General features: G+C 23.7%; 1 protein-coding gene. It reads right to left on the minus strand.

Annotated elements, in window-relative coordinates:
• Positions 1 to 936, minus strand: a 936-nt coding sequence (locus tag AYC59_RS07195; RefSeq protein ID WP_066896925.1) for a helix-turn-helix domain-containing protein, incomplete at its 3' end; no start/stop codon positions are given.
• Positions 937 to 1030: the final 94 nt, after the last annotated feature.

The following is a 1030-nucleotide window of genomic DNA, read 5'->3' on the forward strand; positions in this document are numbered from 1 at the left end:
GTTAGGTAAAAATCTTCTTATCAATCTATGTATATTTTCAATATTAGGTTTTTGAGTTGGCATTGCCTTATCACAATAAAATATTCTTGTTCTGTTAAAATCACTTTTAATACTTCTTTCCATTTTATCTCTTGATGAAAATTCATACCCTCTATCTGTTAAAATAACTTCAAACATTTTTCTAAACATTACAGTTCCAATAGCTCTTTCTATATTATCAAGTATTTTAACTATCTCTATTTGTGATTTCTTTTCTAATTTATATGCCATTAGAAATTGAATATCTGTAATAAATATTGTAAGTATATATCCATTAGTTCCTAAAGGACCACATATTAGATCCATTTCTACCACACTTATATCTTTATGATTTTCTCTATATTCTTCAAAATCTTTATATTCTCTATCACTTAAAAAACTCTTTCTAGGTAAGTATTCAAGTTCTATATCTTCTATCTTTTTCTTTATCTTTCTTCTTTTTCTTTTATTCATTTTTATCAATAGACCATTATTAATATATGAATATATTGTTTGTTTTAAATCTAATAATCTTTGAATTTCTTTTAGCATCATTATTTTGGATTCAGTTATTCTTGAAGTAGTTCTTCTATGTAAAGATTTCTTATGTGATATTATCGATTTATATACTATGTAATGCTTAGTGCAATTTTTACTAAAATATCTAGGACAACTATTACAAACATAAGGTGATCGTTTTAGTAAATCGCAATGTTTATTTTTAAGTATCTCTTCATCTGTTTTAATATTATTATATTCAAATATCTTAACATTTCTTTCAACCATTCTATTTCTTTTTATCTCTCTTGATATTGTTGATAGACTTCTATTTAATTCTTTTGCTATATCTTTTAAAGACCAACCATCTTTTAATCTTACTTCAATTAAATTTCTTTCTTCTTGATTTAACTTTTTCATTTAATTTCCTTTCAAGGGGTTGCAATTGATACTTTAAAAAAAGGTTGCGATTAGTCTTTAAAAATGAAAAAATGAAAGTTACTAAAACTCTCAT

The organism is Pseudostreptobacillus hongkongensis, assembly GCF_001559795.1.
GTDB lineage: Bacteria > Fusobacteriota > Fusobacteriia > Fusobacteriales > Leptotrichiaceae > Pseudostreptobacillus > Pseudostreptobacillus hongkongensis.